The following is a 24817-nucleotide window of genomic DNA, read 5'->3' on the forward strand; positions in this document are numbered from 1 at the left end:
AGATTTCAAAGCCCGCATCAGCCGATGCGGGCTTTGTTTTTATATCGGTTGGCGTTTCGGGCTTTGGTCGATTTGCGTTTGCGGGGACGGGCTGTTATAGGCGCGCCTTCGCTTCGCGGTCGTCTGACTCGCGTCGCGTCAAATCCGTGGGAGGCAGCCATGCCACACCACGGCTCACCGATCCGGCTTTTCCTGCCGGGTTTTTTGTTAGGAGAGACAAATGGCCAAGAAGATTCTCGGCTACATCAAGCTGCAAGTGCCGGCTCAGTCGGCCACGCCGTCGCCGCCGATCGGCCCGGCTCTGGGTCAGCGCGGTGTGAACATCATGGGCTTCTGTAAGGAGTTCAACGCTCGCACCGAGAAGGTCGCCCGTGGCACCCCGCTGCCGACCATCATCACCGTCTACCAAGACAAGTCCTTCACCTTCGTCACCAAGACGCCGCCGGCGACCTGGTACCTGAAGGAAGCTGCCAAGATTAAGTCGGGCGCTTCGAAGACCGGTCGTGAGACTGCAGGTAAGATCACCGTGGCTCAACTGCGCGAAATCGCAGAAGCCAAGATGAAGGACCTGAACGCAAACGATCTGGACGCTGCGACCAAGATCATCGAAGGCTCGGCTCGCGCCATGGGCCTCCAAGTGGTGGAGGGCTAATAGATGGCCAAGCAAACCAAGGCTCAAAAGGCTCGCGTTGGTGTTTCGGACGAGCTGATCGCTTACTCGGACGCTATCAAGCTGGTTAAGGACAACGCCAAGGCGAAGTTCGACGAAACCGTCGAAATCGCTGTGAACCTGGGCGTTGACCCGCGTCACGCTGACCAACAGGTCCGCGGCGTGGTCAACCTGCCGTCGGGCACCGGCCGTGACGTCCGCGTCGCCGTGTTCGCCAAGGACGCCAAGGCTGAAGAAGCCAAGGCAGCCGGTGCAGAGCACGTCGGTGCCGAAGACCTGTACGAAAAGATCGCCGGCGGCTTCATGGAGTTCGACCGCGTGATCGCTTCGCCGGACATGATGGCCCTCGTCGGCCGTCTGGGTAAGGTGCTGGGCCCGCGCGGCCTGATGCCGAACCCGAAGGTCGGCACCGTGACCCCGAACGTCGCCCAAGCCGTCAAGGACGCCAAGGGCGGTGCTGTCGAGTTCCGCGTTGAAAAGAACGGTATCGTTCACGCCGGTATCGGCAAGGCTTCGTTCACCCAGGAAGCTCTGGACCTGAACGTCAAGGCCTTCATCGACGCTCTGAACAAGGCCAAGCCGTCGGGCGCCAAGGGCACCTTCGTCAAGCGCATCACCCTGTCCTCGACCATGGGTCCGGGCATCAAGGTTGATCCGGCTTCGGTCGCTTAATAGCGATCGCCGCAAGGCAAAAGTTAGCGGCCCCGCAGAGCAATCTGCGGGGCCGTTTTCTTTGTGGTCAGTCCTTCACGCGGACCCAGCTTGGGTTAAGCTGATCGCCTCGCCCCAAACGGAGGACCTATGTCCAGCCCCCTGAAGATTGCTGTCGTCGGAAGTGCCCGCAAAGGTTCGATCAACCTGTCCTATGCGCGTGCGCTGGCCGCGCTGGCGAGCGAGCGGATGTCGTTCGATCTGCTGCCGGTGGGGGAACTGCCGCTTTACAATACCGATCTGGAAGAGGCGCTTCCGGCAAGGCTGGTGGACATCAAGCAACGGATCGCAGCGGCCGATGGCGTGCTGTTTGTATCGCCCGAGCATAATCGTTCGGTCACGGCCCTGATGAAGAATACGCTCGACTGGTGCTCGCGCGGGGATGGCGGCAACGTCTGGGCAGGCAAGAAGGCGGCGGTGTGTGGCGCATCGCCGGGCGCGCGCGGGGCGGACCTGTCACAGATGCACCTGCGCCAGATATCGGTCGTTCTGGGGCTGGAGGTCATGCCGCAGCCCGAAGTCTACCTTCAGGTGAAGGACGATACCTTCACGGCAGACGACCGGTTCGCGCAGGAAAGGGATATCAAATTCCAGACCCGCTTCATCGAGCGTTTTCAGGACTGGCTGTCCCGCTAGGGCAGGGGCTGAGTGGGCCTTTTAAAGCCCTCTCGCCAAATCGTCCGACATCGGACAATATTTGTGGAAAGAGACGGCTGCCTTGACGCGCTTCGCTCAATGAAGTGAAAGGCCCGCCTTTCCACGTCGTGCGGCGGGCTGCGGCCTTCCGGCTGAGCCAGAGATTGATGACCAAGACCAAGACCGACAGTCCTGTACGCCAGATCGCTGCCCTGCCGTGGCGTCAGCGGGGGAAGGAAGTCGAGTTCCTGCTGGTCACATCGCGCGAGACGCGTCGCTGGGTCATCGCCAAGGGCAACCGGATGGCGGAGCTCGATGATCCTCAGGCTGCTGCCCAGGAAGCCTATGAGGAGGCGGGCGTTCAGGGCGATATCGCCGCGCGTCCGGTGGGGCATTACCGCTATGACAAGCGGATGAAGGACGGGCGGGCTGTGCCCTGCGTGGTGGACGTCTATCCGCTGGAGGTTTTGATCCAGCTTGGATCGTGGCCCGAGTTCGAACAGCGCACCCGTAAATGGATGAGCCGCGATGAAGCGGCTTCGGCGGTGCACGAGCCGGATCTGGCCAGCCTGCTGCGCAGCTTCAAGAGCTAGTTTTCCTTACGGGGCACCAGCGCGCTGGCAATAAAGCCCGTTAGACGTTGATTTTCGCGCGGGGCGGTGTATAGAAGCCGCCTTCCTGATGAGTCCTCGGACTGATCAGGTCCTGTCCGAGAACTTCGGGGCATGGGGGTCACCCAAGCCGTAACTGCCGGAATAGCCTTTCCGGTGCCGTGGGGAGATGGGGATGCAAAGACCTTGATCCAGCCCTTGTGGCCGGATGAGGCACGCTTCCTTCGGACAATCTACCGGCTTGTGCTCCGTGCGGAAACGCAGGGTGCACGAACCAATCCGTCGTCGGGAATAAGCTCGGCGACGAATGCCTAATCTGGAGACCGCAATGGACCGCGCACAAAAAGCCGAGTCGATCGAATCGCTGAAGAGCGTGTTCGCCGACGCGGGCGCCGTGGTCGTGACCCACAACCTGGGTCTGACCGTTGCGGAGATGGAAGACCTGCGTGGTCGCCTTCGTAAAGAAGGCGGCGCGTTCAAGGTGGTGAAAAACCGTCTGGCGCTGAAGGCGCTGGGCGTCGAAGCCGGCAGCGAATACCACGACCTGTTCAAGGGTCCGGTTGGTATTGCCTACGCTGCTGACCCGGTCACCGCTGCCAAGGTCTCGGCCGAATTCGCCAAGGGTAACGACCGTTTCGTTATCGTTGGTGGCTTCATGGGCGACAAGGTTCTGGACGCCAAGGGCATCGACGCCCTGTCCAAGCTGCCGTCGCTGGATCAGCTGCGCGGCAAGCTCATTGGCCTGCTGCAAGCCCCGGCAACCAAGGTTGCTGGCGTTCTGCAGGCTCCGGCCGGCCAGCTGGCTCGCGTCTTCAATGCTTACGCTACCAAAGACGCCGCCTAAGACCTCGCATCTCTGCATATCTCTCTAATACCAATCCTACCGAAGGAAGATCAAAATGGCTGACCTCGCCAAGATCGTTGAAGAACTCTCGGCTCTGACCGTCCTGGAAGCCGCTGAACTGTCGAAGCTGCTGGAAGAAAAGTGGGGCGTTTCGGCCGCTGCTCCGGTTGCTGTTGCTGCTGTTGCCGCTGCTGGCGGTGACGCTGCTCCGGCCGGCGAAGAGCAAACCGAATTCACCGTCGTCCTGGTTGACGGCGGCGACAAGAAGATCAACGTCATCAAGGAAGTCCGTGGCGTCCGTACCGACCTGGGTCTGAAGGAAGCTAAGGAACTGGTCGAAGGCGCTCCGGCTCCGGTCGTCGAGAACGTCTCGAAGCAAGCTGCTGAAGAGCTGAAGAAGAAGCTCGAAGAGGCTGGCGCCAAGGTCGAAATCAAGTAAGATTTCTGATCTGGCCTGCGACGTCGTCGCAGACAGCTTTAAGGATTGGGCCAGAGGGAAACCTCTGGCCCTTTTCTTTTGCGCTCACGTAGATTTCAGACCCGTTGGGGTGGCGTTGGGCGACGCAATGGCCATTTTGGAGGGGAGCCTTTTGGAGAACTGCCCCCATGAAAATCCTGATGGTCCTGACTTCGCACGAGGATCTTGGCGATACCGGCCAGAAGACGGGCTTCTGGCTCGAAGAATTCGCGGCACCCTATTATGCGCTCAAGGATGGCGGCGCGGATGTGACGCTGGCCTCGCCTAAAGGGGGAAAGCCGCCGCTGGACCCAAAGAGCGATGCGCCCGATGCCCAGACCGAAGACACGCGACGCTATAAGGCCGACGCTGACGCGCAGGCCGATCTGGCAAACACCTATCCACTGTCCCAGATGAAGGCGGAGGATTTCGATGCTGTCTTTTATCCGGGTGGGCATGGTCCGCTGTGGGATCTGGCCAATGATCCGCAATCCATCCAGCTGATCGAAGCCTTCAATGCTGCCGACAAGCCCGTCGGCTTTGTCTGCCATGCCCCCGGCGTGCTGAAGGATGTGAAAGGGACAGACGGCGAGCCGTTGGTGAAGGGTCGTAAGGTCACCGGATTTACCAACAGCGAGGAAGCCGCTGTGGGCCTGACCGATGTGGTGCCCTTCCTCGTCGAGGACATGCTGGCGGCCAAGGGCGGGAACTACAGCAAGTCCAGCGACTGGGCCAACTATGTGGTCACCGACGGAAATCTGGTGACCGGACAGAATCCGGCCTCGTCACGCGATGCGGCAGAGGCGCTGCTGGACCTGCTTCACCCCTAAGGAAAACGGCCCGAAGAGCGATCTTCGGGCCGTTTATTTTTGTCGGGCTTAGCGACGGCGGGGGCTGAGGATTTCACTCAAGCGGTCGCGGGTGCCTTCGATACGCTCTAGGCGCGGGTAGCGCAGGCCGCCGGTGTAGTCGAACTGGACCGTGCGGAACTGTTCGCCGCGCTTCATCAGCAGGCGGATCGGGGCCGAGCCGTCCTTGTTGGCCGTCACTGCGGCGCGCAGCTTGTCGGCATTGGCGGCCTCATCGTTCACGGCCACCAGTTCCCAGCCCGGACCAATGTCGGCCTCGAACGCCGGACCACCCCAGCGGATGGCGTTGATGCGGTTGTTGCCGCCGAGGGTGAAGCCCAGCGAGTACTGGAAGTCGTTCTTCCAGCCGCTCTGGATCTTCTTCTCGGCGTCGGTCAGGTCGTCGGTATAGGTCAGACGGTAACCAGCGCGGGCGAGGCCGTCCAGCGGGGCCTTGGCGTCGGGACCGGCGGCGTCCAGACGGGTGCGCAGGAAGGTGGCCCAGTCGTACGGATGCACGGCGTTGAGGTGCGAGACCACATCCTCGAACGTATAGCCGCGCGGCGCGTAGGAGCCTTCGTCACCGCCGAAGAAGGACTTGGCGAAGTCGTCCAGCGACTTGCGGTCGTTGGTGCCCTCGCGGATCAGGGTGTCGGCATCCAGCCAGATCAGTTGCGCCTCGCGGTAATAGTCGCTCGTGGTGCGCATCCACGAGGTATAGGGATTGGAAGTGCGATAGCCGAGGAGGTTGTGGTTGTTGGTGTCCTGAAGCGGACGCCACGCGCGGCCCGGCTGGTTGTCATAGAATGCGGCAATCTCGGCCAGAGACGCGATGATGTCTTCAGCGGGAGCCAGCCCCGAGCGCGCCGTCAGTACGTCGCCCCAATATTCCGTCTGGCCCTCATAGACCCAGAGCAGGGTGTTCTGGCTGGGGATGTTGTGGTTGGCCGTCAGCTCGTCGGCAGGACGGTTACGTTTGCCGTTCCACGTATGGACGTACTCGTGCGGCAGCAGGCCGACGGCGCCGAGGCTCTTGCCCCAGTTGGTGAAGAAGTCCTGCGGGACAGCATTTTCCGACGAGCGGTGATGCTCCAGACCGATACCACCCAGCTTCTCGGTGGCGGCCACGAGGAATTCGTAGCGGTCATAGGGGCGGGCACCAAACAGGCGGTCGGCCTGTGTGATCAGGTTCTCGTAATAGCCGATCTGGGTGGCGTTCGGGCGGACCTGATCAGCCTTGTCGCCGACGATGTTCAGGTGGACGCCTTCACCCTTGGGGTCGATGTCCACACGGTTGAAGTGGGCACCGCCGAACAGCGGGCTATCGATCAGGTTGTAGAGGTCCACCGGCTTGAAGGTGGCCACGCCGTTTTCAAAGCGCTCGGTGTCGAGCGAGACGCCGTAGTTCCAGCCCTGCGGCAGCTTGATCGACGGGGCGAAGGTGATGCCCGTGGAGTGGTAGCCCGCCGGATAGAGCAGGGCCTTTTCCCACTGCAGGTTGACCATTTCCGGCGTCATGACAACGCGCCACTGGCTGTTGTCAGGCTGGGTCAGCCACTGGAACTCGACAACGATTTCCGACACGCCCTGCGGCACGTCGATGTGGAAGGCGTAGGGGTCGATAGTATCGCGAAGCCATTCGATGCGCTGGCCACCGCCCGACACGGTCAGGCCCGCGATCAGCTGGATCGGGCCGGTGTCGGCGTGGTTGCCCGGAAGATACTTCGGATAGAGCAGGACGAGGTTGCCCGCGCTGACCGGAATGGTCTGGCGCACGCGCACGATCTTGCGCTCCACGTCCGTGGCATCGATCTCATAGCGGATGACGCCCGGAAAGGTGGCCTCGGTCGGGGCCGGGATCGGCGGCAGGGCGCGCGGCAGGGCCAGCGGCGTGTTCTGGGGCGTCGGTGCGGCGGGCGCAGCGGGGCCTTGCCACACGGGGCTTCCGTTGTGGGCCAGCGCGGCCGTGGCCGTGCCGCACAGCAGCAGGGACAGGGCGGCGGCGGAAAGGTGCTTCTTCATGTCGTAAACTCGGATCAACGGAAGGACTTAGCGGCGGGCGCGGGTGTTGCGGCGTGGCGAGAGGATATCGCCCAGACGGTCGGGCGTGCCCGCGATGCGTTCAAGGTGCGGATAGCGCAGGCCGTCGCGGTAATCGAAGGTAAGGGTGCGGAAGCGGTCATCGCGCTTGACGATCAGGGTGATGGCCGGACCGCCATTCTTGGCGGCGGTGATGGCCTCCTTGATCGCGTCTTCGGAGGCGGCGCGGTCGTTGACGGCGACGACTTCCCAGCCCGCGGTCAGGCCCTGCTGGAAGGCCAGGCCACCCCACGTCACGCTCGTGATGCGGTTCGACTTGTTCATCTGGATGCCCAGCGAATAGACGAAGTCCACGCGGCCCAGTTCCTTGTTGAGCTGGGACATGTAGGCGTTGGGCGTGTCCTTGTAGACAAGGCGATAGCCGCCCTGTTCCACGCCGTTGATCGGGGCGGGGGCGTCGGGACCGACGGCATCCACCCGCTCGCGCAGGAAGCTGGCCCAGTCGTGCGGCACGACGGCGTTCAGGGCCGCGACGACATCCTCGAAGGTGTAGGGTTTGGCTTCCCAGTTGCCGTCCTCGATGCCGAAGAAGCCGCGTGCGAAGTCATCCAGCGATTTGCGGCCACCCGTCTTTTCGCGGATCAGGGTGTCGGCATCCAGCCAGACCATCGAGCCTTCGCGGTAATAGTCTTCGGAGCGTTGCAGGCTGGGCCAGCCCTGCGGGCGGCGCTGCTGTATGATCGGGTCGTTGGTGGTGTCCTGCATAGCGCGCCAAGCGCGGGCGGGGGTGGTGGAATATTGGGCGGTGTTGTTGGCGATGACGCCCAGCGCCTCTTCCTTGGTCATCAGACCCGCACGGGCGGTCAGGATCAGGCCCCAGTACTGGGTCTGGCCCTCATAGACCCAGAGCAGGGAGTTCTGCAGAGGCTCGTTGAAGTTGTTGACCATCTGGTCGGCGGGGCGACGCCACTTGCCGTTCCAGCTGTGGGTGTATTCGTGGCCCAGCAGGTCGCGGTCCACGATGGTGCCGGTCGGGTCGGTGAAATATTTGGTGGCGACGCTGTTCTCGCTGGAGCGCTGGTGCTCCAGACCGATGCCGCCCAGCTTGTCGGTGACGGCGACGAGGAACTCATAGCGGTCGTAGTGGCGGGCACCGAACAGCAGGTCGGCCTCGGCCACCAGATTGCGGTGCAGGGCCAGATGCTCGTCCTTCACCTTCACCACATCGGCGCTGTCACCCACGATGTTCAGGCGGACCGACGACGGGCCGTTGGGCGACAGCTCGTACTGGGCAAAGTGGCGGCCTGCGAAAACGGGGCTGTCCTGCAGATGCTCGAAATTGATCGGCTCTAGCTCTAGATAGCCGTCGATCGTGCCTTCGCTGGCCAGCGCGCCCGCATATTGGAAACCTTCGGGCAGTTTCAGGCGCGGCAGGATGCCGATGTGGCTGCTGCGGTATCCGGCGGGATAGAGGATCGCCTTTTCCCACTGGTGGTTCAGCATGTCGGGGGCCATGACCACGCGGCCCTGCGCACCCTCGGTCGGGGTCAGCCACGAGAAGCTGACGTCGATGGTGTCCACGCCCTGCGGGACCTCGATCTGATAGGCCCACGGATGCAGGGTGTTGCGGATCCACTCGACGCGCTGGCCGTTGGCGGAGAACTGCAGGTTGGCGATCTGGGAGATCGGGCCGACAGGGCCGTGGTTGCCCGGAATCCACTGTGGATAGAAGAGCACCATCGGGCCGGCGCTCTCGACCGGAATACGCTGGCGGACGTTCATGACGCGGCGGTCGAGGTCGGTCGCATCGACCCAGACCTCGATGTTGCCGGGCCGCACCGCATCGCTGACGGCAGGGATCGGGGCCAGCGTCACGGGCAGGGCAGGGGCGGCGGCCCCTGTTTGTGCTCCTGTTTGGGCTAACGATGGCGTGGCGATCACAAGGGCGATGGCAGAGGCACAAACGGCCAGAGTACGACGGGACATACGGTGTTCCCCCAAGAAAGGCCGCAGGGCGGCATAAACATGTCGGGGAAAGGCAAGCCGCCCTAAGGCTGCGCCGTCAAGGACCGATTGGCGTTTAGCGGTGTTCGTCCACCGCTAAACGCGCGGATTTCCGGTCTTGGGCTTACGGGTTCACTTCCAGCAACTCGACCGTGAACAGCAGGGTCGAGGCGGGCGGAATGTCTGTACCCATCCAGCGGTTGCCATAGGCGATGCTGGCCGGAATGACGAACTCATAGGTTTCGCCCTCGCGCATCAGGGCCACGCCCTCGGTCCAGCCGCGAATGACGCGATTGAGCGGGAAGGTGGCGGGCTCGTTGCGGGAATAGGAGCTGTCGAACTCGCGCCCGTCGATGAAGCGGCCGCGATAGTGGACCTTGACCGTGTCGGTCGCGGTCGGTTGCGCGCCCTTGGGCTGAGCGCGCGAGGTGCGGCGGTATTGGAGGCCGCTTTCGGTCGTGGTCCAGCCGCGGCGGGCACCGTTCCATGCCTCATAGGCCTGTTGTCCGGCGGTCCAGCGTGCCAGTGCGGCCTCGTACTCTTCCATCGTGGCGGCAGGCGTCTGGGCGTGGGCGAGCGGGCTGGCCGCAAGGGCGACACCGGCCGAGGCGATCAGGGCGCAGGTGTGAATTGGGCTTCTCATATACTGACGCTATCACGTGCGATGCGTCGGGCGGAAGTCAGGCCACCTTCGCTTCTGTCAATATTTGGCTGAGCGGCAGCGGCCGCATGTCGAAATGGTTGCCGAAGGCCGCCGAGATATGATCACCCGACAACTCCTTCAGCCCATAGGTACAGGCCAGCGCGGCCCAGCTGGGGTGGTTGATTTGATCCAGCGCGATGAAGGCAGGGTTTCGGCTGAGCGCCGAGGTCAGGGCGTGGATCTTACGGCGTAGCAGAAGCTCGGTCATGCCTTCGCGGCGTTGCAGGATCACGCCGTCGACGCCCCATTTGGCCGATTTCCGGCACCTGTCGGCAGTTGGAGGGCAGGCGCACCGTCACGCGGCGGACATAGCCACGGATCTGCGCCACCGTCTCGGCCACGCGCGTCGAGGACACACTGCACGGCAGGTCGCTCAGCTCGATGAACAGGCGTCCGTTGGTGGTGGAGTTCTCGGCCAGTCGCTGAAGCTTGTTGACGATGGCGATGCGGCTGGACGAATGGGCAAAGGCATCCAGCGACAGGGGCACGCTGAGGGCAATCTGCTGTTCGAGCGTGTCACCGAGGACTTCCTCGGCGTGTTGGAGACGGCGCGTGGCGATAATGCCCTGGGTGCGGGCCGTCAGATCATCCTTGTCGATCGGTGAGCGCGTTTCGCCGAGACGCGGAAGGTCTCGGTCTTGAACTGGAAGATGCCGACGGCCTCACGGGCGGCATTCCAGATCGGCTCACAGTAATAGGTGGCTTCCAGTTCGCTGCTGTCAGGCCGCTTGTAGATGACCACTTTGCGCGGTTTGGCCTTGGTGCCGAAGGGCTCCCACGGAGGCGACTCCTGTAAAGCCTGGGCCAGCGACACGATGTTGGTTGGGTCCTGTTCGCGGGCCGCATCGCGGGTGGCGCGTAACATCTGCTCGGTCGAAGCGCGGCGCGCGGTGATCAGGCCGGGCGTGGCTTCTTCGATGAAGGACACGCGGATGTATTCGGTACGCGCCTGACCCAGAAAATGGTTGAGCGTCATACGGGTGAGCAGGGTGACACGGCTCAGCGCGCTCATGGCGCTGCGGCTGGGCTGGATCACCATATAGTCGACGGCGTTAAGCTTGATGATCAGATCGTCGGAATCCGCGCCGCGCCTGAAGGTCCGCAGGACGAAGTCTTCGACCAGCACCTCATTCTTGCTCCAGCGCTCGCCCAAGGCTTCGCGTACAGGAGCAAGGCTGATGATATGGCATTGGCCGTTACGTATGCCCTCGCGAACGGCACTTTCGTTGGCAAGAAGAGCTTGGGCATTGCCCGAAACAGCCGGGATCATGCGGCCTCAAATCCGGCGGGCCAAACTTCCGTCGACACCTTACACGCAAAATTCAAACGCAATAAAATTTCTATGACGGGCAGAAACGAAATCATCTTGGGTGAAAAAAACGGCAAAATGGCGACTCTCATAACGAAAATCGCCTAACGGTTGTAGGTCTGTAAGGATTTTTTGCCACGCGGGCGGCTTGGTCTGCGCTTTAGGCCTTTATTTTGCTGCGTCAAGCGTTATATGTAGCCGCTTCGCAGATTCCCTGAATCCGCGCGATTTGCGCCGAGGCCCGGTTTGATGCCCTCCGAACCGGTGCGAAGGCGTCGCCCCTACCCAAGGGGGCGTGACATTTGAGGCGTCCTGTTCCGTGCCGTGGAACGAGGGTGGATGCCGACAGACGTTTAACGGTCACGGAACGCCCGCAGGGTGCGCCGTGGCTGCTGCATTGAGAGCTGGGTTCCTCCCCGGGGCCCACTATTGGGAAAACAGAATGGCCAAGTCCACCGACGGTCTCGCCCTAGGCAAGATCGCAGCCGCGACCTCCTTCACCGGAAAGAAGCGCATTCGTTACAGCTTTGGGCGTATCCCGGAAGCCGTGCAGATGCCGAACCTCATCGAGGTTCAGCGCGCCTCCTATGAACAATTCCTGCAGCGCGAGAGCCGTCCGGGCCTGCGCCGCGACGAAGGCATCGAAGCTGTCTTCAAGTCGGTCTTCCCGATCAAGGACTTCAACGAACGCGCCGTTCTCGAATACGTTTCGTACGAGTTCGAAGAGCCGAAGTACGACGTTGAGGAATGCATTCAACGCGACATGACCTTCGCGGCTCCGCTGAAGGTCAAGCTGCGCCTGATCGTCTTCGAAACCGAAGAAGAAACCGGCGCCCGCTCGGTCAAGGACATCAAGGAACAAGATGTCTACATGGGCGACATTCCGCTCATGACCGAGAAGGGTACCTTCATCGTCAACGGCACCGAGCGCGTCATCGTTTCCCAGATGCACCGTTCGCCGGGCGTGTTCTTCGACCACGACAAGGGCAAGACCCACTCGTCGGGCAAGCTGCTGTTCGCCGCTCGCGTCATTCCGTACCGCGGCTCGTGGCTGGACTTCGAATTCGACGCCAAGGACATCGTCTATGTCCGTATCGACCGTCGTCGCAAACTGCCGGCAACCACCTTCCTCTATGCCCTGGGCATGGACGGCGAGGAAATCCTCAAGACCTTCTACGAGACCGTCCCGTACGAGAAGCGCGGCGACAACTGGGTCACCCCGTACAAGCCGGAACGCTGGCGCGGTGTGAAGCCGGAATTCGACCTGATCGACGCCGACACCGGCGAAGTGGTCGCTCCGGCTGGCCAGAAGATCTCGGCCCGTGCCGCCAAGAAGCTGCAAGACGGTGGCCTGAAGTCGCTGTCGCTGGCCGCTGACGCTCTGCTCGGCAAGTATCTGGCCAACGACGCCGTCAACTTCGAAACCGGCGAAATCTACGCCGAAGCCGGTGACGAGCTGGACCAAGCCGCCATCGAGCTGCTGGAAGCCCAAGGCTTCTCGACCATCGAAGTGCTGGACATCGACCACGTCACGGTCGGCGCCTACATGCGCAACACCCTGCGTCTGGACAAGAACACGGGCCGCGAAGACGCCCTGTTCGACATCTATCGCGTGATGCGCCCGGGCGAGCCGCCGACGCCGGAAGCCGCCGAGGCCATGTTCCAGTCGCTGTTCTTCGACCCCGAACGCTACGACCTGTCGGCCGTGGGTCGCGTGAAGATGAACATGCGTCTCGAAACTCCGGAAGTTTCGGACGAAATCCGCGTCCTGCGTCAGGAAGACATCCTGAAGGTTCTGCAGATCCTCGTGGGTCTGAAGGACGGCCGTGGCGAAATCGACGATATCGACAACCTGGGCAACCGTCGCGTTCGCTCGGTTGGCGAGCTGCTGGAAAACCAGTACCGCGTCGGCCTGCTGCGTATGGAACGCGCCATCAAGGAGCGCATGTCGTCGGTCGATATCGACACCGTCATGCCGCACGACCTGATCAACGCGAAGCCGGCGGCTGCTGCCGTCCGTGAATTCTTCGGCTCGTCGCAGCTGTCGCAGTTCATGGACCAAACCAACCCGCTGTCGGAAATCACGCACAAGCGTCGTCTCTCGGCGCTTGGCCCAGGCGGTCTGACCCGCGAGCGCGCAGGCTTCGAAGTCCGCGACGTTCACCCGACGCACTATGGCCGTATCTGCCCGATTGAAACGCCGGAAGGCCCGAACATCGGTCTGATCAACTCGCTGGCTACCCACGCCCGCGTGAACAAGTACGGCTTCATCGAGTCGCCGTACCGTCGCGTGAAGGACGGTAAGGCTCAGGACGAGGTGGTCTACATCTCGGCCATGGAAGAAGCCCGCTACACGATCGCTCAGGCGAACATCGAGCTGAAGAATGGCGAGATCGTTGAAGAAATCGTCCCGGGTCGTGTGAACGGTGAATCCCAACTCCTGACCAAGGAGTCGGTGGACATGATGGACGTGTCGCCGAAACAGGTTGTTTCGGTCGCTGCGGCCCTGATCCCGTTCCTTGAAAACGATGACGCCAACCGCGCACTGATGGGCGCGAACATGCAACGTCAGGCCGTGCCGCTGGTCCAGACCGACGCCCCGCTGGTGGGTACCGGTATGGAATCGGTCGTGGCACGCGACTCCGGCGCTGTTGTGATCGCCCGCCGCGACGGTGTGGTCGAGCAGCTGGACGGTACCCGTATCGTTATCCGCGCGACCTCGGACGTCGATGCCGGTCGTTCGGGCGTCGATATCTACCGTCTGTCGAAGTTCCAGCGTTCGAACCAGTCGACCTGTATCAACCAGCGCCCGATCGTGCGCGTGGGTGATGCCGTGAAGGCCGGTGACGTTATCGCCGACGGTCCGTCGACCGATCTGGGCGATCTGGCTCTGGGCCGTAACGTCCTCGTCGCCTACATGCCGTGGAACGGCTACAACTTCGAAGACTCCATCCTGATCTCCGAGCGCATCGTGCGCGATGACATCTTCACCTCGATCCACCTCGAGGAGTTTGAAGTCATGGCCCGCGACACCAAGCTTGGGCCGGAAGAAATCACCCGCGACATCCCGAACGTCGGCGAGGAAGCCCTGCGCAACCTCGACGAAGCCGGTATCGTGGCCATCGGCGCCGAAGTCCAACCGGGTGACATCCTGGTCGGTAAGGTGACGCCGAAGGGCGAAAGCCCGATGACCCCGGAAGAGAAGCTGCTGCGCGCCATCTTCGGTGAAAAGGCTTCGGACGTCCGCGACACGAGCTTGCGTCTGCCGCCGGGCGTTGCCGGTACCATCGTTGACGTTCGCGTCTTCAACCGTCACGGCGTCGACAAGGACGAACGTGCTCAAGCTATCGAGCGCGCCGAAATCGAACGTCTGGGCAAGGACCGCGACGACGAGCTCAAGATCCTCGAGCGCAACGTCTATGGCCGTCTGAAGCCGCTGCTTCTGGGCAAGGTCGCCGTGTCGGGTCCGAAGGGCATCGGCCGTGGCGAGATCACCGAAGACGCCATGAGCGAAGTCTCGAAGGGTCTGTGGTGGCAAATCGCCCTCGAAGACGAAAAGGCCATGGCTGAACTCGAAGCCATGAAGAAGCAGTTCGAGGACGCTCGTAAGCAACTGGACCGTCGTTTCGAAGACAAGGTCGAGAAGCTGCAGCGTGGCGACGAACTGCCGCCGGGCGTGATGAAGATGGTCAAGGTCTTCGTGGCTGTGAAGCGCAAGCTGCAGCCGGGCGACAAGATGGCCGGCCGTCACGGCAACAAGGGCGTTATCTCCAAGATCCTGCCGATCGAGGACATGCCGCACCTTGAAGACGGCACGCACGTCGACATCGTTCTGAACCCGCTGGGCGTGCCGTCGCGCATGAACATCGGTCAGATCTTCGAAACCCACCTGGGTTGGGCATCGGCTGGCCTCGGCAAGCAGATCAAGGCCCTGCTCGAAGAATGGATGGACGGTGGCGAGCGCGAGCGCCTGATCAACCGCCTCAAGGAAATCTACGGCGAGGATACCCCGCTGCCGGAAACCGACGAGGAACTGATCGAGCTGGCTCAAAACCTGTCGAAGGGTGTTCCGTTTGCGACGCCGGTCTTCGACGGTGCCCGCATCTCGGACATCGAGGACCGTCTGGAAATGGCCGGTCTGGACCGTTCGGCCCAGTCGATCCTGTACGATGGTCAAACCGGTGAACAGTTCAAGCGTCCGGTCACCGTTGGCTATGTGTACATGCTGAAGCTGCACCACCTGGTCGACGACAAGATCCACGCCCGTTCGATTGGCCCGTACTCGCTCGTCACCCAGCAGCCGCTGGGCGGTAAGGCGCAGTTCGGCGGCCAGCGCTTCGGGGAAATGGAGGTCTGGGCTCTGGAAGCTTACGGCGCCGCCTACACCCTGCAGGAAATGCTGACGGTGAAGTCGGACGACGTTGCTGGCCGTACCAAGGTTTACGAGGCCATCGTCCGCGGCGACGACAGCTTCGAAGCCGGTATCCCGGAAAGCTTCAACGTCCTGATCAAGGAAATGCGCTCGCTGGGCCTGAACGTGGAGCTGGAGAACGGCTGATCGAAGATTTTCCCTCCCTGCATCGGCGGGGAGGGACCTCTCGAACAAGTCCTCTGCTCTGAATGATTTTCGCGGCTCCTGCCGCAGAAGGAACAAAGATGAACCAGGAAGTCCTGAACATCTTCAATCCGGTCCCGGTCACCCCGACCTTTGACCAGATCAAAATCGCTCTGGCCTCGCCCGAGAAGATCCGTTCGTGGTCGTTCGGCGAAATCAAAAAGCCGGAAACCATCAACTACCGCACGTTCAAGCCGGAACGTGATGGCCTGTTCTGCGCCCGTATCTTTGGCCCGACCAAGGACTACGAATGCCTGTGCGGCAAGTACAAGCGCATGAAGTACAAGGGCATCATCTGCGAGAAGTGCGGTGTCGAAGTCACCTTGGCGCGCGTCCGTCGCGAGCGCATGGGTCACATCGAACTGGCTGCTCCGGTGGCCCACATCTGGTTCCTGAAGTCGCTTCCGTCGCGTATCTCGCTGATGCTCGACATGGCGCTGAAGGACGTTGAACGCGTTCTGTATTTCGAGAACTACATCGTCACCGAGCCGGGCCTGACCCCGCTGAAGCAGAACCAACTGCTGACCGAAGACGAGTACTATCGCTATCAGGAAGAGTACGGCGACGACGGTTTCACCGCTGAAATCGGCGCTGAAGCTGTTCGCAACCTGCTGATGTCGATCGACCTGCATCAGGAAGCCGAGAAGCACCGCGCCGAACTGGCCGACAACCCGTCGGAAATGAAGGCGAAGAAGGCTTCGAAGCGTCTGAAGCTGCTGGAAGCCTTCATCGAGTCGGGCAACAAGCCGGAATGGATGATCCTGACGATCGTCCCGGTTATCCCGCCGGAACTGCGTCCGCTGGTTCCGCTGGATGGCGGCCGCTTCGCCACCTCGGACCTGAACGACCTCTACCGTCGCGTCATCAACCGTAACAACCGCCTGAAGCGCCTGATGGAGCTTCGCGCACCTGACATCATCATCCGTAACGAAAAGCGTATGCTGCAGGAGTCGGTTGACGCCCTGTTCGACAACGGCCGTCGTGGCCGCGTCATCACCGGCGCCAACAAGCGTCCGCTGAAGTCGCTGGCCGACATGCTGAAGGGTAAGCAAGGTCGCTTCCGTCAGAACCTGCTCGGCAAGCGCGTCGACTACTCGGGCCGTTCGGTTATCACCGTGGGTCCGGAGCTGAAGCTGCACGAGTGCGGCCTTCCGAAGAAGATGGCTCTGGAGCTGTTCAAGCCGTTCATCTACGCACGTCTGGACGCCAAGGGCCTGTCGGGCACCGTCAAGCAGTCCAAGCGTATGGTCGAGCGCGAACAACCGGCCGTTTGGGATATCCTCGACGAGGTTATCCGCGAACACCCGGTGTTCCTGAACCGCGCACCGACGCTTCACCGTCTGGGCATTCAAGCATTCGAACCGAAGCTGATCGAAGGTAAGGCTATCCGCCTGCACCCGCTGGTCTGTACCGCGTTCAACGCCGACTTCGACGGCGACCAGATGGCCGTGCACGTTCCGCTGAGCCTCGAGGCCCAGCTGGAAGCGCGCGTCCTGATGATGTCGACGAACAACATCCTGTCGCCCGCCAACGGCAAGCCGATCATCGTGCCGTCGCAGGACATCGTCCTGGGTCTGTACTACCTGTCGCTCGTCAAGGACGGCGAAAAGGGTGAAGGCAAGCTGTTCGCCAACATGGGCGAAATCGATGCGGCTCTCGACGCTGGCGTCGTGACCCTGCACTCGAAGGTCAAGGCCCGCTGGACCGAGATGAATGCGGACGGCGAGCTGGTCACCAAGGTGATCGACACGACCCCGGGCCGTATGAAGCTGGCTGCCCTGCTGCCGCAGAACCCGAACATCGGCTACTCGATGGTCGCCAAGAACCTGACCAAGAAGGAAATCGGTAACCTGATCGATCAGGTCTATCGTCACTGCGGTCAGAAGGCGACGGTGATCTTCGCTGACCAGATGATGGGCCTCGGCTTCAAGGAAGCTGCTAAGGCCGGTATCTCGGTCGGTAAGGACGACATCGTCATTCCGGAAGCCAAGTACACCCTGGTCAACGAAACCCGTCATCAGGTCGAAGAGTACGAGCAGCAATACGCTGACGGCCTCATCACCAAGGGCGAGAAGTACAACAAGGTCATCGACGCCTGGTCGAAGGCCTCGGACAAGATTTCGGACGCCATGATGGCCGAAATCGCCCGTCCGCGCGTGCTGATTAAGGGTGAAAACCCGGACATCAACTCGGTGTACATGATGGCCAACTCGGGTGCCCGTGGTTCGCAGGCACAGATGAAGCAGCTGGGCGGTATGCGCGGCCTTATGGCCAAGCCGTCGGGCGAAATCATCGAGACCCCGATTACCTCGAACTTCAAGGAAGGCCTGACCGTTCTGGAGTACTTCAACTCCACCCACGGTGCCCGTAAGGGTCTGGCCGATACCGCACTGAAGACCGCCAACTCGGGTTACCTGACCCGTCGTCTGGTGGACGTTGCCCAGGACTCGATCGTGACGGAGGAGGACTGCGGTTCGACCCGTGGCATCACCCTGCGCGCCGTGACCGAAGGCGGTGACGTTCTGGTTTCGCTGGGCCAACGTGTTCTGGGTCGTTATGCGGCCGAGGACATCAAGGAGCCGGGCACCGACAACATCCTCTTCCCGGCAGATACCTATCTGCAGGAAGAAGAAGTCGAGGCCATCGACGCCGCTGGCGTGGCTTCGGTCAAGGTCCGTTCGGCCCTGACCTGCGAAGCCAAGGCCGGCATCTGCGCCACCTGCTACGGCCGTGACCTGGCTCGCGGTACCAATGTGAACATCGGTGAAGCTGTCGGCGTTATCGCTGCACAGTCGATCGGTGAGCCGGGTACCCAGCTGACCATGCGTACCTTCCACATCGGCGGTACCGCACAGGTTTCGGAAACTTCGTTCTACGAAGCGACCAACGCCGGTGTTGCCAAGGTTTCGGGCCCGACCGTTACCGCGCCGCACGGCGACCTGGTGGCCATGAGCCGCAACGTCGTCGTGTCGATCATGGTCGACGGCAAGGAACGCGAAACCCACAAGGTGCCGTACGGTGCACGTCTGCGCGTCAAGGACGGTGCAGAAGTGGCCAAGGGCGCTCGCGTGGCCGAGTGGGACCCGTACACCAACCCGATCATCACCGAAGTGGGCGGCTCGATCCGCTTCGAGGATCTGGTCGACGGCCTGTCCGTCAAGGAAGAGACCGACGAGGCGACCGGTATCGCCCAGCGCGTCGTTTCCGACTGGCGTGCAAGCCCGCGTGGTTCGGACCTGCGTCCGGCCCTCGGCATCATCGCTGGCGACAGCTATGCCCGTCTGGCTTCGGGTTCGGATGCCCGTTACCTGCTGCCGGTTGGCGCCATTCTGTCGGTGTCGAACGGTGACACGGTTAAGCCGGGTGAGGTTATCGCCCGTATCCCGACCGAAGGTGCCAAGACCCGCGACATCACCGGCGGTCTGCCGCGCGTTGCCGAACTGTTCGAAGCCCGCCGTCCGAAGGACTGCGCTGTCATCGCCGAAATGGATGGCCGCGTAGAGTTCGGTCGCGACTACAAGAACAAGCGTCGTATCAAGATCACGCCGGAGCCGGATGCCGATGGCAACCAAGGCGAAGCCGTGGAATTCCTGATCCCGAAGGGCAAGCACATCTCCGTCCACGACGGCGATCTGATCCAGAAGGGCGACTACATCATCGACGGCAACCCCGATCCGCACGATCTGCTGCGTATTCAGGGCGTCGAGGCTCTGGCCGAATACCTCGTCAACGAGGTGCAGGAAGTCTACCGTCTGCAAGGCGTGCCGATTAACGACAAGCACATCGAAGTGATCGTGCGTCAGATGCTGCAGAAGGTCGAAGTCATTGACTCCGGCGAAACCACCCTCATCAAGGGTGACACCGTCGAAGTGGCTGAGGCCGAATACGAGAACGCCAAGGTCGAGAAGCGCGGTGGCCGTCCGGCTATCACGCAGCCGGTCCTGCTGGGTATCACCAAAGCGTCGCTGCAAACCCGCAGCTTCATCTCGGCGGCATCGTTCCAGGAGACCACCCGCGTCCTTACCGAGGCTTCGGTCCACGGCAAGAAGGACACGCTGGAAGGCCTCAAGGAAAACGTCATCGTGGGTCGTCTCATCCCCGCCGGTACCGGTGCGTACCTGCGTTCGATGCAGAAGATCGCCAACGAGCGCGACGCCGAGCTTACCCAAGCTCGCGAAGACGCGGTCGAGCCGCTGCCGGCCGACCTGGCACTGGAACTGGACAAGGACTAAGTCCGCGTCCGGCTCTAGCCGATCGAAAAGAGAAGGGCGGTGTCGCAAGACACCGCCCTTTTTCGTTGTGGCTCCAATCAGGTCCCCAAACAGGTCCTAGTCGTTGCGGGCTGGCGCTCGCGGGCCATTGCTGGCCCCGATCTGTTCCTGAAGCTTGCGGATTTCGTTGGTGGTACCGGACATATCGTCAAGGATTTCGCCTTGGCCTGATCCGCCCTGCATCGACCCTTGCGAAACACCGACCCCTCCGCCAAGCGGGCGGCGCAGTTCTTCATAACGTTGAATGCGCCGTGCCCCTGTGGCCGACATCTGGCCATCACGGGCGGCATTGCCGTTGCCACCGACACGGATGCCGCTTTCGGCGGACTGACGCAGGCGACGCGCCTCGGCGCTGTCGCAGCTCAGGCGCTGGATGTCGCTCAACATCTGGGGCTGGGTGCAGTCGACGGGCGTGGTCCTGCCGCCGTAATAGATGCGGCCTGTGCTGGTCGCGGTATTGTTGCCGTCCGGTCCGCGCCCACTGGCACCGGCCTGAGCGCCTGCAGTGCCGCCTCCGCCCGCAGCGCCGCCCGCTTCGGGACGATAGGTCCACGCATCATCCAATGCCCCGCCACGCGCCGCCGCCGCCAAGGCCGCCTCAGCATCCTCATCCAGCCGCGCACGGCGGGGGACAGGCGTATCAGGCGCGCCAACGTCGGCTTGGCCGGATTCACCCGCGCGGTCGGCCTGAGCCGCACTCTGTAGCGCGGGCACGCGGGCATCCGCCGGAGCGATCGACTGCGAACTGGCCATGGGGCCATCGATGGCTTCGATGACAGGGCGGGTGACGGGAGCTGTCAGCGTGGGCAGGGCAGGGGTGTTAAGATCATTCACCGCCGCTGGCCGATTGTCGGCGTCCAGCGCCTCACGCGGTTGCTCCGCTTGTGGTGTCGCCAGTTCCGGCAGGCGCGCGTCCAGACGGCTCAGGTCCTGTTGCGGCTTGGCGGCTTCGATCTGTTCGATACGCCGTTCTTGCGGTGTGTCCTGCGGCGTCTCTTGCGGGACAGTTTTGGGGCGGTCTTGAGGCCGCTCTTTGGACTGTGCCTGATCCTGTACCCGTTCAACCGGCTGTGGCTTTGGCTTGGGCTCCGGACGGACGAAGTCCCGCGTCATATCGATCAGAACTTCGAACGACGGATCGTCTTCACTGAAGCTGGGAATGAAAACCGTATTCAGGGCGACCGGTACCAGCACCAGTATGTGAACCACTGCCGATGCGGCGAGCAGCAGACCCCTTTGCCGACGCGGAGAGGGTGTAATGGGCGGCGGGGGCGCCGACAGGCTGAAACTCATGCGCGTCCTCGAAACAGAGGTTGGGGTCACACCACTGCGAAAGCGTTACAGAAGAACCTGAGTCATTGGCTCGCCGCCACCCTGTCACATGAAGTTGAGAACGCTGATGTCTGGTTAACGTGGCGTCGCGACGTTTTGAGAAGGCGGGCTGGTGGGGGGAGGAACGCTCTCCGTTCGACGCACGGTCCCGAACTATCACGGTCGAAGAATGGCGGTATAGATTACCCAAATCTAAACGGGATACCGCGCGACCTTGACGAGTCGGCAAGGGCCGCGTACAAGCCGCGCACTTTCGAGACGTGGGCAGTCCGCTGTCCGCTGATGGAGTGACAACTGAACGGTCGGGCTGTGTCCCGCCGGAACGCCCGAAGCGCGCGTTCCGGTTTTTCCGTTTGGATAGACCTCTTTCAGCTCGAATACCAACCCCGGGCGGTTTTTCGGAACCGTTCAAAAGAAGGCAATGAGGCGCTCCGGCCGAAAGGCACACGCCTCCACATCGAAAAGAGACGAATTCGAATGCCCACGATCAACCAGCTGATCCGCAAGCCCCGTAAGCCGAAGCCGGTCCGCAACAAGGTTCCGGCTCTGGAGGGTTCGCCCCAGCGTCGCGGCGTTTGCACCCGCGTGTACACCACCACCCCGAAGAAGCCGAACTCGGCACTTCGTAAGGTTGCCAAGGTTCGCCTGGCCAAGAACGGTGTTGAAGCTGTGTGCTACATCCCGGGTGAAGGCCACAACCTGCAAGAGCACTCGGTTGTGCTCATCCGCGGCGGCCGCGTGAAGGACCTTCCGGGTGTCCGTTACCACATCCTGCGCGGTGTGCTGGATACCCAAGGCGTTAAGGACCGTAAGCAACGTCGTTCGCACTACGGTGCGAAGCGTCCGAAGTAAGCAACACGCGTTCTGCGCTCTACAGATTTAAGAGGATACTCTCATGTCCCGTCGTCACCGCGCCCAGAAGCGTGAAGTTCTGCCGGATCCGAAGTTCGGTGATCTGGTCGTTACCAAGTTCATGAACTACGTCATGTACGAAGGTAAGAAGGCTGTTGCTGAAAACATCGTCTACGGTGCTTTCGACATCCTGGCCGAGAAGAAGAAAGACCAGACCGCAGTGGAAACCTTCCACCAGGCTCTGGAAAACGTCGCTCCGCAAGTCGAAGTGCGTTCGCGCCGCGTTGGTGGTGCTACCTACCAGGTTCCGGTTGAAGTTCGTCCGGACCGTCGTCGTGCCCTGGCTATCCGTTGGGTCGTTAACGCCGCTCGCAAGCGCGGTGAAAACACCATGACCGAAAAGCTGGCCGCTGAACTGCTGGACGCCTCGAACAACCGCGGCACCTCGGTCAAGAAGCGCGAAGACACCCACAAGATGGCCGAAGCCAACCGCGCCTTCAGCCACTACCGCTGGTAAACGTCTTGAAACTGTTCCCGCACCTCGGTGCGGGGGCGGTAGCACTTTAGGCGATTTGGTGCGGGCATTCAGGATTGAACTGCCCGCGCCGTCATATCTGACACAACGGGGCGCTCGCGGCGTCCGCGAGTTACCCGGAAGGCAATACCAATGGCCCGTACACACAAAATCGAAGACTACCGTAACTTCGGTATCATGGCTCACATCGACGCGGGTAAGACCACGACGACCGAGCGCATCCTGTTCTACACCGGTAAGAACCACAAAATGGGCGAGACGCACGATGGTGCCTCGACCATGGACTGGATGGACCAGGAACAAGAACGCGGCATCACCATCACGTCGGCCGCGACGACCGCTTTCTGGAAAGAAAAGCGTCTGAACATCATCGACACCCCTGGCCACGTGGACTTCACCATCGAAGTCGAACGTTCGCTGCGCGTGCTCGACGGTGCTGTGACCGTTCTGGACGGTAACGCCGGCGTTGAGCCGCAAACCGAGACTGTCTGGCGTCAGGCCGACAAGTACAAGGTTCCGCGTATCGTGTTCGTCAACAAGATGGACAAGCTCGGCGCTGACTTCCAGAAGTCGGTCGAGTCGATCCGCGACCGTCTGGGTGCCAAGGCTGTGCCGATCCAACTGCCGATCGGCGCTGAATCGGACCTGAAGGGCGTCGTCGACCTGGTCGAAATGAAGGCTCTGGTCTGGGAAACCGACCAAGTGGGCGCTGCTCCGGACATCCGTGACATCCCGGCCGACATGGCTGATGCTGTTGCTGAAGCCCGTCAGTACCTCGTGGATAACGCCGTCGAAATCGACGACGAAGCCATGGAATCCTACCTCGGTGGCGAAGAGCCGTCGGTTGAAGTGCTGAAGCGCTGCATCCGTAAGGCCGTTATCGAAGGTCACTTCTACCCGATCCTCGCTGGCTCGGCCTTCAAGAACAAGGGCGTTCAGCCGCTGCTCGACGCCGTCGTCGACTACCTGCCGTCGCCGGTCGACATTCCGCCGACCCCGGGCATCGACTTCAAGACCGAAGAGCCGATCGTTCGTAAGGCTTCGGACGAAGAGCCGCTGTCGGTTCTGGCGTTCAAGATCATGGACGACCCGTTCGTGGGCTCGATCACCTTCTGCCGCCTGTACTCGGGCAAGATGGAGACCGGCCAATCGCTGCTGAACTCGTCGCGCGACAAGCGTGAACGCGTCGGCCGCATGCTGCTGATGCACTCGAACAACCGTGAAGACATCAAGGAAGCCTACGCTGGCGACATCGTCGCTCTGGCTGGCCTCAAGGAAACCCGCACCGGCGACACCCTGTGTGACCCGCTGAAGTCGCCGGTTATCCTCGAGAAGATGGAATTCCCGGCACCGGTTATCGAAATCGCTGTTGAGCCGAAGTCGAAGGCTGACCAAGAAAAGCTGGGCGTTGCCCTGGCCAAGCTGGCCGCTGAAGACCCGTCCTTCACCGTCTCGACCGACCACGAGTCGGGCCAGACCATCCTGAAGGGCATGGGCGAGCTTCACCTCGACATCAAGATCGACATCCTGAAGCGTACCTACAAGGTGGAAGCCAACATCGGCGCTCCGCAGGTTGCGTACCGTGAATCGATCACCAAGACGGCTGAAATCGACTACACCCACAAGAAGCAAACCGGTGGTACCGGTCAGTTTGCACGCGTCAAGCTGCGCTTCGAGCCGGGTGAGCCGGGTTCGGACTTCGTGTTCGAGTCGGCCATCGTCGGCGGTGCTGTTCCGAAGGAATACATCCCGGGCGTTGAAAAGGGCCTGAAGTCGGCCAAGGACAACGGTCTGCTGGCTGGCTTCCCGGTCATCGACGTCAAGGCAACCCTGATCGACGGCGCATTCCACGACGTTGACTCCTCGGTTCTGGCCTTCGAAATCGCCTCGCGCGCAGCCTTCAAGGAACTGCGTGAAAAGGCTGCTCCGAAGCTGCTCGAGCCGGTGATGGCTGTGGAAGTCGTGACCCCGGAAGAGTATCTGGGTTCGGTCATCGGCGACCTGAACGGCCGTCGTGGCATGATCCAAGGCCAAGACATGCGCGGTAACGCGGTTGTCGTGAACGCCTTCGTGCCGCTGGCCAACATGTTCGGCTACGTGAACACCCTGCGCGGTATGTCGCAAGGCCGTGCACAGTTCACCATGCAGTACGACCATTATGAGCCGGTGCCGCAACACGTCGCCGACGAAGTGATCAAGAAGTTCGCCTAATCACTGTCTTTTTGACAGTGGCACTTGAAATCGGGGCGGTTTGGTAACAAATCGCCCCCCATCAATCCCCAAACCTATTTGGACCCCGGTTCGGGGACTCCAGGAGCTAGAGAATGGCCAAGGAAAAGTTCGAACGCACTAAGCCGCACTGCAACATCGGCACCATCG

General features: G+C 61.7%; 19 protein-coding genes. 12 read left to right on the plus strand and 7 right to left on the minus strand.

The features are described 5' to 3' along the window. Positions 1 to 220 precede the first annotated feature (220 nt). From rplK to Q0Y42_RS10915, 7 genes are all read left to right on the plus strand, one after another. Positions 221 to 652: a 50S ribosomal protein L11 gene (gene rplK, locus Q0Y42_RS10885; RefSeq protein WP_297803605.1), complete on the plus strand. Its 432-nt coding sequence runs from the start codon at positions 221 to 223 to the stop codon at positions 650 to 652. Positions 653 to 655: 3 nt separating this feature from the next. After that, the gene (gene rplA, locus Q0Y42_RS10890) at positions 656 to 1342 is read left to right on the plus strand and encodes a 50S ribosomal protein L1 (RefSeq protein ID WP_297803607.1); all 687 of its coding nucleotides are present in this window, start codon (positions 656 to 658) and stop codon (positions 1340 to 1342) included. Positions 1343 to 1471: 129 nt separating this feature from the next. After that, positions 1472 to 2017: an NAD(P)H-dependent oxidoreductase gene (locus Q0Y42_RS10895; protein WP_297803609.1), complete on the plus strand. Its 546-nt coding sequence runs from the start codon at positions 1472 to 1474 to the stop codon at positions 2015 to 2017. A 167-nt stretch (positions 2018 to 2184) separates the two neighbouring features. Beyond that, positions 2185 to 2610: an NUDIX hydrolase gene (locus Q0Y42_RS10900; protein WP_297803611.1), complete on the plus strand. Its 426-nt coding sequence runs from the start codon at positions 2185 to 2187 to the stop codon at positions 2608 to 2610. 346 nt (positions 2611 to 2956) lie between these two features. Beyond that, the gene (gene rplJ / locus Q0Y42_RS10905; protein ID WP_297803613.1) at positions 2957 to 3472 is read left to right on the plus strand and encodes a 50S ribosomal protein L10; all 516 of its coding nucleotides are present in this window, start codon (positions 2957 to 2959) and stop codon (positions 3470 to 3472) included. 55 nt (positions 3473 to 3527) lie between these two features. Beyond that, positions 3528 to 3911: a 50S ribosomal protein L7/L12 gene (gene rplL, locus Q0Y42_RS10910; protein WP_297803615.1), complete on the plus strand. Its 384-nt coding sequence runs from the start codon at positions 3528 to 3530 to the stop codon at positions 3909 to 3911. Positions 3912 to 4078: 167 nt separating this feature from the next. Further along, complete coding sequence (locus Q0Y42_RS10915; RefSeq protein WP_297803617.1) at positions 4079 to 4759, plus strand: type 1 glutamine amidotransferase domain-containing protein; 681 nt, start codon at positions 4079 to 4081, stop codon at positions 4757 to 4759. A 48-nt stretch (positions 4760 to 4807) separates the two neighbouring features. Here Q0Y42_RS10915 and Q0Y42_RS10920 read toward each other — a convergent pair whose 3' ends face one another. The 6 genes from Q0Y42_RS10920 to Q0Y42_RS10945 form a co-directional block, all read right to left on the minus strand. Beyond that, positions 4808 to 6799 carry a peptidase M61 gene (locus Q0Y42_RS10920; protein ID WP_297803619.1) on the minus strand — a complete coding sequence of 664 codons (1992 nt, stop codon included), beginning with the start codon at positions 6797 to 6799 and terminating at the stop codon, positions 4808 to 4810. 27 nt (positions 6800 to 6826) lie between these two features. Then, positions 6827 to 8803, minus strand: a complete 1977-nt coding sequence (locus Q0Y42_RS10925) for a peptidase M61 (RefSeq protein WP_297803621.1) — start codon at positions 8801 to 8803, stop codon at positions 6827 to 6829. A gap of 142 nt (positions 8804 to 8945) precedes the next feature. After that, positions 8946 to 9464 carry an FKBP-type peptidyl-prolyl cis-trans isomerase gene (locus tag Q0Y42_RS10930; RefSeq protein ID WP_297803623.1) on the minus strand — a complete coding sequence of 173 codons (519 nt, stop codon included), beginning with the start codon at positions 9462 to 9464 and terminating at the stop codon, positions 8946 to 8948. Between the two features lie 37 nt (positions 9465 to 9501). Beyond that, positions 9502 to 9732 (minus strand): hypothetical protein, encoded by a 231-nt coding sequence (locus tag Q0Y42_RS10935; protein WP_297803625.1) that lies wholly within the window; start codon positions 9730 to 9732, stop codon positions 9502 to 9504. Next, positions 9707 to 10012, minus strand: a complete 306-nt coding sequence (locus Q0Y42_RS10940; protein WP_297803627.1) for a hypothetical protein — start codon at positions 10010 to 10012, stop codon at positions 9707 to 9709. The genes Q0Y42_RS10935 and Q0Y42_RS10940 overlap by 26 nt, the downstream gene beginning before the upstream one ends. A 92-nt stretch (positions 10013 to 10104) precedes the next feature. Then, entirely contained in the window at positions 10105 to 10794 is a 690-nt protein-coding gene (locus tag Q0Y42_RS10945) for a hypothetical protein (RefSeq protein ID WP_297803629.1), read from the minus strand. A gap of 481 nt (positions 10795 to 11275) precedes the next feature. Here Q0Y42_RS10945 and rpoB point away from each other — a divergent pair, with 481 nt between their 5' ends. Then, entirely contained in the window at positions 11276 to 15391 is a 4116-nt protein-coding gene (gene rpoB, locus Q0Y42_RS10950; RefSeq protein WP_297803631.1) for a DNA-directed RNA polymerase subunit beta, read from the plus strand. A gap of 98 nt (positions 15392 to 15489) precedes the next feature. Next, positions 15490 to 19680, plus strand: a complete 4191-nt coding sequence (gene rpoC, locus Q0Y42_RS10955) for a DNA-directed RNA polymerase subunit beta' (RefSeq protein WP_297803633.1) — start codon at positions 15490 to 15492, stop codon at positions 19678 to 19680. A gap of 96 nt (positions 19681 to 19776) precedes the next feature. On the opposite strand, the gene Q0Y42_RS10960 is transcribed toward rpoC, so the two are convergent. Further along, positions 19777 to 21012 carry a hypothetical protein gene (locus Q0Y42_RS10960; protein ID WP_297803635.1) on the minus strand — a complete coding sequence of 412 codons (1236 nt, stop codon included), beginning with the start codon at positions 21010 to 21012 and terminating at the stop codon, positions 19777 to 19779. A 516-nt stretch (positions 21013 to 21528) separates the two neighbouring features. Here Q0Y42_RS10960 and rpsL point away from each other — a divergent pair. The 3 genes from rpsL (at position 21529) to fusA (ending at position 24649) form a co-directional block, all read left to right on the plus strand. Beyond that, positions 21529 to 21903 (plus strand): 30S ribosomal protein S12, encoded by a 375-nt coding sequence (gene rpsL, locus Q0Y42_RS10965; protein WP_003165508.1) that lies wholly within the window; start codon positions 21529 to 21531, stop codon positions 21901 to 21903. A gap of 43 nt (positions 21904 to 21946) precedes the next feature. Beyond that, positions 21947 to 22420, plus strand: coding sequence for a 30S ribosomal protein S7 (gene rpsG, locus Q0Y42_RS10970; protein ID WP_292050480.1), 474 nt, complete (start codon positions 21947 to 21949; stop codon positions 22418 to 22420). Between the two features lie 150 nt (positions 22421 to 22570). Continuing rightward, entirely contained in the window at positions 22571 to 24649 is a 2079-nt protein-coding gene (gene fusA, locus Q0Y42_RS10975; RefSeq protein ID WP_297803641.1) for an elongation factor G, read from the plus strand. Positions 24650 to 24817: the final 168 nt, after the last annotated feature.

Source organism: uncultured Brevundimonas sp., from assembly GCF_947305955.1.
Taxonomy (GTDB): domain Bacteria; phylum Pseudomonadota; class Alphaproteobacteria; order Caulobacterales; family Caulobacteraceae; genus Brevundimonas.